Origin of the sequence: uncultured Limnohabitans sp. (assembly GCF_937889215.1) — a bacterium.
Lineage (GTDB): Bacteria > Pseudomonadota > Gammaproteobacteria > Burkholderiales > Burkholderiaceae_C > Limnohabitans_A.
In genome coordinates this window covers 1-7743 of sequence record NZ_CALBEX010000444.1, presented here as the reverse complement: position 1 = coordinate 7743, position 7743 = coordinate 1, and the positions used below count along the sequence as shown (strand labels likewise).

9 protein-coding genes are annotated in these 7743 nt (G+C 58.7%); 4 read left to right on the top strand and 5 right to left on the bottom strand.

The window, feature by feature from the left end; translation table 11 throughout:
• A partial coding sequence (locus Q0341_RS11345) for a polysaccharide deacetylase family protein (protein ID WP_299513303.1) occupies window positions 1-770 on the bottom strand: 770 nt, incomplete at its 3' end.
• Window positions 770-1753: a tripartite tricarboxylate transporter substrate binding protein gene (locus tag Q0341_RS11340; RefSeq protein ID WP_299513300.1), complete on the bottom strand. Its 984-nt coding sequence runs from the start codon at window positions 1751-1753 to the stop codon at window positions 770-772. The genes Q0341_RS11340 and Q0341_RS11345, both read right to left, overlap by 1 nt.
• Window positions 1754-1988: 235 nt before the next feature.
• Here Q0341_RS11340 and Q0341_RS11335 point away from each other — a divergent pair, with 235 nt between their 5' ends.
• The 4 genes from Q0341_RS11335 (at window position 1989) to Q0341_RS11320 (ending at window position 5630) form a co-directional block, all read left to right on the top strand.
• Window positions 1989-2831, top strand: a complete 843-nt coding sequence (locus Q0341_RS11335) for an IclR family transcriptional regulator (RefSeq protein WP_299513298.1) — start codon at window positions 1989-1991, stop codon at window positions 2829-2831.
• A gap of 146 nt (window positions 2832-2977) precedes the next feature.
• Window positions 2978-3946 (top strand): tripartite tricarboxylate transporter substrate binding protein, encoded by a 969-nt coding sequence (locus Q0341_RS11330; protein ID WP_299513296.1) that lies wholly within the window; start codon window positions 2978-2980, stop codon window positions 3944-3946.
• Window positions 3947-3981: 35 nt separating this feature from the next.
• Window positions 3982-5124 carry an LLM class flavin-dependent oxidoreductase gene (locus Q0341_RS11325; RefSeq protein ID WP_299513294.1) on the top strand — a complete coding sequence of 381 codons (1143 nt, stop codon included), beginning with the start codon at window positions 3982-3984 and terminating at the stop codon, window positions 5122-5124.
• Window positions 5121-5630 (top strand): flavin reductase family protein, encoded by a 510-nt coding sequence (locus Q0341_RS11320; protein WP_299513292.1) that lies wholly within the window; start codon window positions 5121-5123, stop codon window positions 5628-5630. The genes Q0341_RS11325 and Q0341_RS11320 overlap by 4 nt, the downstream gene beginning before the upstream one ends.
• A gap of 32 nt (window positions 5631-5662) precedes the next feature.
• Here the strand turns inward: Q0341_RS11320 and Q0341_RS11315 are convergent, their stop codons facing one another.
• From Q0341_RS11315 to cynS, 3 genes are all read right to left on the bottom strand, one after another.
• Window positions 5663-6307, bottom strand: coding sequence for a 3-oxoacid CoA-transferase subunit B (locus Q0341_RS11315; RefSeq protein WP_299513290.1), 645 nt, complete (start codon window positions 6305-6307; stop codon window positions 5663-5665).
• Window positions 6304-7014, bottom strand: a complete 711-nt coding sequence (locus tag Q0341_RS11310; protein WP_299513287.1) for a 3-oxoacid CoA-transferase subunit A — start codon at window positions 7012-7014, stop codon at window positions 6304-6306. The genes Q0341_RS11315 and Q0341_RS11310 overlap by 4 nt, the downstream gene beginning before the upstream one ends.
• Window positions 7015-7204: 190 nt before the next feature.
• Window positions 7205-7648 carry a cyanase gene (gene cynS, locus Q0341_RS11305; RefSeq protein WP_299513284.1) on the bottom strand — a complete coding sequence of 148 codons (444 nt, stop codon included), beginning with the start codon at window positions 7646-7648 and terminating at the stop codon, window positions 7205-7207.
• Window positions 7649-7743 lie beyond the last annotated feature (95 nt).

The following is a 7743-nucleotide window of genomic DNA, read 5'->3' as shown; positions in this document are numbered from 1 at the left end:
TAAGGGTGCACCCCAAACGCCATGATGCGGGCACTGTCAGCAGACTCGGCGTACAGCCGCTCAAACGCATCTTGGGTGCGCAACAGCATGGCGTCCGAACGCTCGTGCGAGGTGAGCATGATGTTGATGTCGTTGAGCTCGATGGTGTAGGGCACAGACACCAGCGGTCCATGTTGGGTGTGCACGTATTGCGGTTGTTCGTCGAGCACCCAGTCACCAAACCAGGACATGCCCAACTCTTTGATCAGATCGGGCGTCTCCAGCGTCTGGCTGCGACCCGGGCCCAACCAGCCTTGTGGGCGCTGGCCTGTAAAGCGGGTCAGCACATCAAGCGTCTGCTGCATCATGGCCCGCTCGTCCGGGATTTTTTGAATCGGGATTTGCTCATAGCAATGCGCCATGAATTCCCAACCCGCGTCGAGCGCGGCTTGTGTCACGCGGGGGCGGGTTTCGCACACCTTGGCATTGATCGACAAGGTCGGGCGAACGCCGACGTTTTTAAAAGCGTCCATGAGGCGCCACACCCCTACCCGCATGCCGTATTCATGCCAAGTCCAGTTGGGCACATCGGGCACTGGGGCCTGTCCACCGGGCGGTGGCGAAACCATGCGAGGCATCGGGCGCGAGATGTCCCACTCTTCGATGTTGACCACCGGCCAGACCACCAGCCGCACACCTTCAGGCAAGCGCAGTGGCGGCCTGTCGACGATGGCCGAAAAAGGCAGGCGGTCTTGGGGGCGTAGCACCCCGTTGTTCATCTCAAAACTCATCAGTTCACTCCACCGGGAATCGAAGCGGCAATCTGGCGCAGCTTGGCGGTTTCGGTGCGGATTTCCTGCACCATTTGCTCGGGCGTGCTGCCCACCAGGCTCATGCCCATGTTGTTGAGTCTGCGTTGCACGTCCGGGTCGGCCAATGCGGTTTTGACCGAAGCGTTCAAACGTGCCTGAATGTCGGCAGGCAGGCCTTTGGGTGCAAAAATGCCTACCCAATAGGTCAGGTCATAACCGGTCAAGCCTGCTTCACTCAAGGTGGGCACGTCCGGGTAGCGCGGGTCACGCACCGAGCTGGTGGTGCCCAGGAAATTCACTTTTCCTGCATCGATGTGCGGCTTGGCTGCGCCATCAAAAATCACTTGACACACCCCCGCCAGCACATCCTGCATGCCGGGGCCCGAGCCCTTGTAGGGCACATGCACCATGTCCACCTTGGCCATGGCGTTGAACAACTCGCCCGCAAAGTGCAAACCACTGCCCATGCCCGAGGTGGCGTAATTGATCTTGCCCTTGTTTTTGGGGTCGCGGGCATAAGCCAAAAATTCTGGCAAGGTTTTGGTGGGCACTGAGGGGTTGACCACCATCAGCAAACCATATTTGCCCACCAATGAAATCGGCGTGAAGTCGCTCACCGGGTCATACGACAAAGATTTTTCCACTACCGCCATATAGGTCTTGGTGCCGTTGGTGGTCATCAGAAGTTGGTAACCATCGGGGGCCATTTTGGTGACGGCCTCGCTGCCAATGCGGCCGCCGCCGCCAGCCCGGTTTTCAATGACGATGTTTTGACCCAGATTGCGGGACATGGCCTCAGCAATGATGCGGCTGGCCTGGTCGGAAAATCCGCCCGCTGCGTAAGGCACGATGGCCTTGATGGGGCGCTGCGGGTAGGTTTGCCCTTGAGCAGAGCCCATACTGGCGCTGACCAATAGGCCGCAGCCCAGCCAAGCCAGGAGTTTGCGTTTGGATGTCGTCATTGGAATGGCCCCTTTTGGTTGTCTCGTGGTGGTTTAGATAATTTGGGGTTTTCAGCGGCCCCGTGCTGCACAACAAAAATAAGTATGCGTGCCGGTTTTTGGCTTGGCAATCGGGTGATCCCTCTTTGACACACCCAACAAGGCTTGTCGCTTCAATATTCCGAATCATGGAATACTTTGCTTTTTTGACACCACAACGACGCCCAGGCGCTCAGCGATTGAGCCTCTTCATGCCATGAACCCTTCACCTAAAAACGATGGCGCGCAAAGCATCGCGCGCGCCGCCTTGCTATTGCGAACCTTGTCGACTTTCGGCTCGCAGGGCGCGGCGCTCATGCAAATCAGCACCCTGTCCCAATTGCCCAAGGCCACCGTGCACCGCATCCTCTCGGCCATGCTCGATGAGCACTTGGTTGAGCGCCCTTGGGGCACACGCAACTACCGACTCGGCCCGGAGGTTTATGCCTTGGGCATGTCGGTGCTGGACGTGCATGACATCAAAAGCATTGCCCAGCCATCGTTTGAACGTTTGGCCGAAGCCACGGGCGAAACCGTGTACCTGGGCATACGCTGTGGCTACGATGCCGTATGCTTGGACAAGCGTCAGGGCCATCTGCCGCAAAACTCAGAAATCCTTCAGGTGCACAACCGCTGGCCCATGGGCATTGGCTCTTTCAGTCTGGCCATCTTGTCTTTTTTGCCCGACGACGAGATCGCCGACATCCTGGGATTTAACCGCCTGCGCAGCGGCCAGGACAAGGCCTTCAGCAAAATGTCCAGCGGTATCCAAAAGACACGCAAGAACGGCTACGCCCTGACCAAAACCCGATCTGGGCGTGGCATCTCGGGCATTGCCGTGCCCGTTTTTGACCGGCGTCGCTACCCGATTGCCTCCTTGTGCGCCGTGTCCACGCTCGAGCGCATGACGGGCAGTTACCTCAGCGATCTGGCCGCCACCTTGGCCCATGAGGCCGACATCATGTCGGCGCAATACGAGCTGGCCCGCATGAACCCGACCCAAGCCGAAACCTGGCGCACCGCCATCAAGGACCCACAAAGCCCGCGCATCGCATTCTGAATACGAGGGGATTCACCCTTACGATTAGCGGAGCTGGCGCATCCACCAGCACAGGTCCGCAATTCCACATGTTGGAATTTTGAGCTTGGTCAATTCACACTCCCCTCCTAGAATTTGGCCACGATAACCAAAGATGGAGACTGTGTATGCAAAAGCTTGTTCGATTTCTCAAATGGAGTGTGCTGGCCCCGTTGGGTCTGTGTGTGGGCCTGGCAAGCGCCCAAGGCTTTCCCACCAAACCGATCAAAATCGTGGTGCCCTTTGGGCCAGGAGGTTCGGGCGACATCACAGCACGGGCCTTTGGCCAGTACTTGGAAGCGCAATTCAAACAAGGCGTGGTGATTGAGAACAAGGCTGGCGCCAACGGCATCTTGGGCACAGAAATCGCCAAGAACGCCCCGGCCGACGGCTACACGCTTTTGCTGACCACCAACACCACACTGGCGGCCAACTTGAGCCTGTTTAAAAAGGTACCTTACGAACCCATGAAGGATTTTGAGCACCTGGGGCAATTCGGCACGGCCGCATCGGTGGCCATGGTCAGCAAGGACTCGGGCATTCGCACCGCAGCCGACCTGACGGCTTATGCCAAAGCCAACCCGGGCAAGGTGTTTTTTGGCCACTACAACTCGGCCTCGCAAATGACCGCTGAAATGTTCAAGGTCAAAACCGGCGCACCCATGACCGGCATCCCTTACAAAAGCATCGGCTCGGCCCTGCAAGACTTCTACGGCGGCCAGTTGCAGGTGCTGTTTCTGGAATATCTGCCTGCGATGGCCCACATCGACAACCCCAAAGCCACCGCGATTGGCGTGACAGGAGCCACACGCTTCAAGCCCTGGTCCAATGTACCAGCCATTGGCGAGACTTATCCAGGCTATGAGCTGGGCTTCTTCTTGGGCCTGGCCGCCCCCGCAGGCACGCCACCGGATGTCGTGCAAAAGCTCAACGGTGCCATTGCATCGGCATTGAAGGACGAGGGTTTCTTGGCCCGCCTGGCGCAATTGGGCCTGACACCATCCAAGGTATCCAAAGCCGAATATCCTCGTTTCATTGAAAGCGAAATCACCCGCTGGGCGCAAGTCATCAAGGACGCAGGCATCACGCCTCAGTAAATCAGCGCTATTCTCATCACCCCACAGGACCCGTCATGCGCCTAGGCTACTTCACCATGCCCTTGCATCCCTTCGAGAGGGACACCACCGAAACTTTGCATGAGGACAGGCAAACCATCATCTTGGCCGATAAGCTTGGGTTTTACGACGCGTTTGTGGGCGAGCACCTCACTGACAAAGCCGAAAACGTGACCAACAGCTTGCTTTTTTTGGCCACCTTGATCCCGGAAACCAAGACCATCAAACTGGGCAGCGGCACCTCCAACTTGTCGCACTCGCACCCCACACTGCTGGCCTCGCAAGCGGCCATGTTTGACCACTTGGCCAAGAGCCGATTCATCTTCGGCATCAGCCCCGGGGCCTTGGCATCCGATGCCGAAGCGCTGGGCATCCTGGACCAAGACCGCAACAAGATGTTTGCCGAGGCCATCGATGTGATCCTGGCCATCTGGGAGCGCGAGCCGCCTTACAACATCGACTTTCCGGACAACCGCTTCAAGGTCAGCACGCAGGTCACCTCCGTCCCCTCGATCGGTCGGGGCCACTTGATGAAGCCTTTCCAAAGTCCCCGGCCAGAAATTGTAGGCACGGTGGTGGCGCCTCACTCCAAGGGCGTGATTGCCATGGGCAAGCGCGACTTCCACCCCATGTCGGCCAACTTCTTGATGGACCATTGGCTGGCCAGCCATTGGGACAATTACTGCGAAGGCAAAACCTCCGTCAACGAAGTGGCCAACCCTGGCGACTGGCGCGTGGCGCGCACCATTTTCGTGAGCGACGATGCCGCAACGGCCAGCCGCTATGGCCGCGCAGACGCCAACAGCCCTTACCGCTATTACTACCGCCAAATGTTGACCAAGATGATGATGTCCAAGCGGCACGTCATCTTCAAAAAACACGCGGACGAAGACGACAGCCATGTCACGCTGGACCGCTTGCTGGACGAGTTGGTCATCACCGGCACCGTGAACGAAGTGACCGACAAAATTTTGGCTTTGCGTGAGAAAGCTGGCCCCTTTGGCGAAATCGTGTACGCCGGCATGGACCTGGTCGATCCCCAATTGGGACGCCGCTCGATGGAGCTGATGGCCAACGAAGTCATGCCCCGTGTCAACCACGCGCTGGGCCTGGGCTCGGCGATCAACGTGGACGCTCCTCTGGAAACGGCTACGGCATGACCCCGCAAGCCTTCAGGCAGTTGATGCGCTTGCACCCGGCGGCGGTGAACATCATCGCCACCGGCAAGGCACCCCACCGCACGGGCATGACGGTTTCGGCCTTCATGTCTTTGGGGGTGGAGCCGCCCACCGTGGTTTGCGCCATCAACCGCAACGCCTTCAGCTACGCGCACATGGCCGACAACCAGGTGTTCAGCGTGAACACGCTGGCGGTCGAGCACATTGAGCTGGCCAAATTGTTTGCGGGGCAAGCCCCCTTGTTTGGCGATGAACGCTTTGACGAGCAGGAATGGGACCAGTTTGACTCAGGCTCGCCCTGTCTTCGCAGCGCCGTCATGAGCCTGGAGTGCCGTTTGATTCGGCAAGTGCAGGAAAGCACGCACTGCCTCATGGTGGGTGAAGTTATTTCTGGCCGCTACAACGACGACGGCTTGCCTTTGCTGTACCGCGATGGCCAATGGGTGACCGTCAGCGAGGATTTGCTGATGACGCCTGTGGAGCGCTGAACAACAAGCCCTGAATACGCCCCACGCTGCGTTCAGGCCGCCTTGAGCGGCAGCCCGATCAGCGCAGACAACTCTTCAAGCCCCAAGCCCTCGACCATGTCGATCACCTCCAGCCCTTGCGGTGTACACGCCAACGTAGCCAAGTCTGTGTAGACCCTTTTGACACAGCCAATGCCGGTCAGCGGATAGCTGCAGGCCTGCACCAGTTTGCTTTGGCCTTGCTTGGTCAACAAGTCCATCATCACCCAAGTTTGTTTGGCGCCAATGGCCAGGTCCATGGCACCCCCCACAGCCGGAATGGCCCCGGGCTCACCCGTGTGCCAGTTGGCCAGATCTCCCGTGGCGCTGACCTGAAACGCGCCCAGCACACAAATGTCCAGGTGCCCGCCACGCATCATGGCAAAGCTGTCGGCATGGTGAAAATACGCGCCACCCGGCAACAAAGTGACGGGCTGTTTGCCCGCGTTGATCAGGTCGTAATCTTCTTGCCCTTTGGCGGGCGCCGGCCCCATGCCCAGGATGCCGTTTTCGCTGTGCAAAAGCACCTCGCGGCTGGAAGGGATGTGGTTGGCCACCAGGGTGGGCTGGCCAATGCCCAGGTTCACCGTGGCACCTTCGGGAATATCTTGCGCCACGCGGGCGGCCAATTCGTCTTTGCTGCGTCGGGTGTAGCTCATGCCTTGATGCCTCCGGCCTGTGTGGCCACACGGTCAATCTTGACCACCGCTTGTACAAAAATGCCAGGCGTGACCACGGTCTCGGGGTCCAGCTCACCCAAGGCCACTTGCTCGTGCACCGTGGCCACGGTTTTGCGCGCCGCCATGGCCATGATGGGGCCGAAATTGCGCGCCGCCTTGCGGTACGTCAGGTTGCCCCAGCGGTCGCCGCGCTCGGCTTTGATGAGGGCCAAGTCAGCGTGAATCGGCGTTTCGTAGACGTACATGCGGCCATCGATTTCGCGGGTTTCTTTGGGCGAGCCGTCGGCGTGTTTGGCCAACTCGGTGCCGTAACCCGTGGGCGTGAAAAAACCACCAATGCCCGCGCCCGCAGCCCGGATGCGCTCGGCCAGGTTGCCTTGGGGCACCAACTCCAACTCGAGCTGGCCCGAGCGGTACAAACCATCGAACACGTAAGAGTCGGTTTGCCGGGGGAAGCTGCAAATGATCTTGCGCACCCGGCCCGCCTTGAGCAAAGCGGCCAAGCCCTGCTCGGCATTGCCTGCGTTGTTGTTGACCAGGGTCAGGTCGCGTGCGCCTTGTGCCAACAGGCCCTCGATCAGTTCATCGGGAATGCCTGCCGTACCAAAACCACCAATCATGACGGTGGCCCCATCGGCCGTACCCGCCAGCGCTTCGGTGACGGAAGGAACGAAGTTGTTGATCATGTTGGGTGAGCCCTCGTAAGCCTTGTGAGCTTAGCGTGCAAAGCCGTTTTATCAAGCCCTTGCACAACCCAGGCCAGACACCTTTGCGACTGTTCGGACAACACCCAGCCCATGCCCAGCAGACACAAAAAAGCCGTGGTGAAGCTGGTTCACCACGGCTTTTGATGGTGCCCTTAGCGGGCACGCCCGATCAGTACTGCTTGTACGGCAGGAACTTGCCCGACAGCACCACGTTCACGCGGTCGCCCTTGGGGTCGGCTTGGCGCTCGATGTCCATGCTGAAATCGATGGCGCTCATGATCCCGTCGCCAAACTCTTCATGGATGAGTTCTTTGATGGTGGAGCCGTACACGCTCACGATTTCGTACCAGCGGTAGATAAGTGGATCGGTGGGCACGGGTGTGGGCAAAGAGCCTTTGTAGGGCACCACTTGCAACCACTTGATCTCTTCGGCGGTCAGGCCAAATATCTTGCCGATGATCTTGGCTTGCTTGGCGTCAAAAGTCATTTGGCCCAGGCACCCGGCGGTGACCCATTCTTTGGACAGGCCAACTTTGTCGGCGACGTCGCTCCACTTGATGCCCTTGGACACTTTGGCTGCGATGATTTTTTCGGTGATGTCTAAACGGTTCATGAAAGACCTCTTGAGGGGGTTGTTGAAAATTCAAGGAAAAATAAATCAATGGGCTTTGGCGCGTGACACCAAAAAGTCCACGATGTGGTTGCGCA

Excerpts from the sequence above, each read along its gene's own strand:
- Q0341_RS11330 (WP_299513296.1), top strand. The coding sequence starts at position 2,978 with ATGCAAAAGCTTGTTCGATTTCTCAAATGGAGTGTGCTGGCCCCGTTG.
- Q0341_RS11315 (WP_299513290.1), bottom strand. The coding sequence starts at position 6,307 with ATGAGCTACACCCGACGCAGCAAAGACGAATTGGCCGCCCGCGTGGCG.
- Q0341_RS11335 (WP_299513298.1), top strand. The coding sequence starts at position 1,989 with ATGAACCCTTCACCTAAAAACGATGGCGCGCAAAGCATCGCGCGCGCC.
- Q0341_RS11340 (WP_299513300.1), bottom strand. The coding sequence starts at position 1,753 with ATGACGACATCCAAACGCAAACTCCTGGCTTGGCTGGGCTGCGGCCTA.
- Q0341_RS11325 (WP_299513294.1), top strand. The coding sequence starts at position 3,982 with ATGCGCCTAGGCTACTTCACCATGCCCTTGCATCCCTTCGAGAGGGAC.
- Q0341_RS11310 (WP_299513287.1), bottom strand. The coding sequence starts at position 7,014 with ATGATCAACAACTTCGTTCCTTCCGTCACCGAAGCGCTGGCGGGTACG.
- Q0341_RS11320 (WP_299513292.1), top strand. The coding sequence starts at position 5,121 with ATGACCCCGCAAGCCTTCAGGCAGTTGATGCGCTTGCACCCGGCGGCG.
- cynS (WP_299513284.1), bottom strand. The coding sequence starts at position 7,648 with ATGAACCGTTTAGACATCACCGAAAAAATCATCGCAGCCAAAGTGTCC.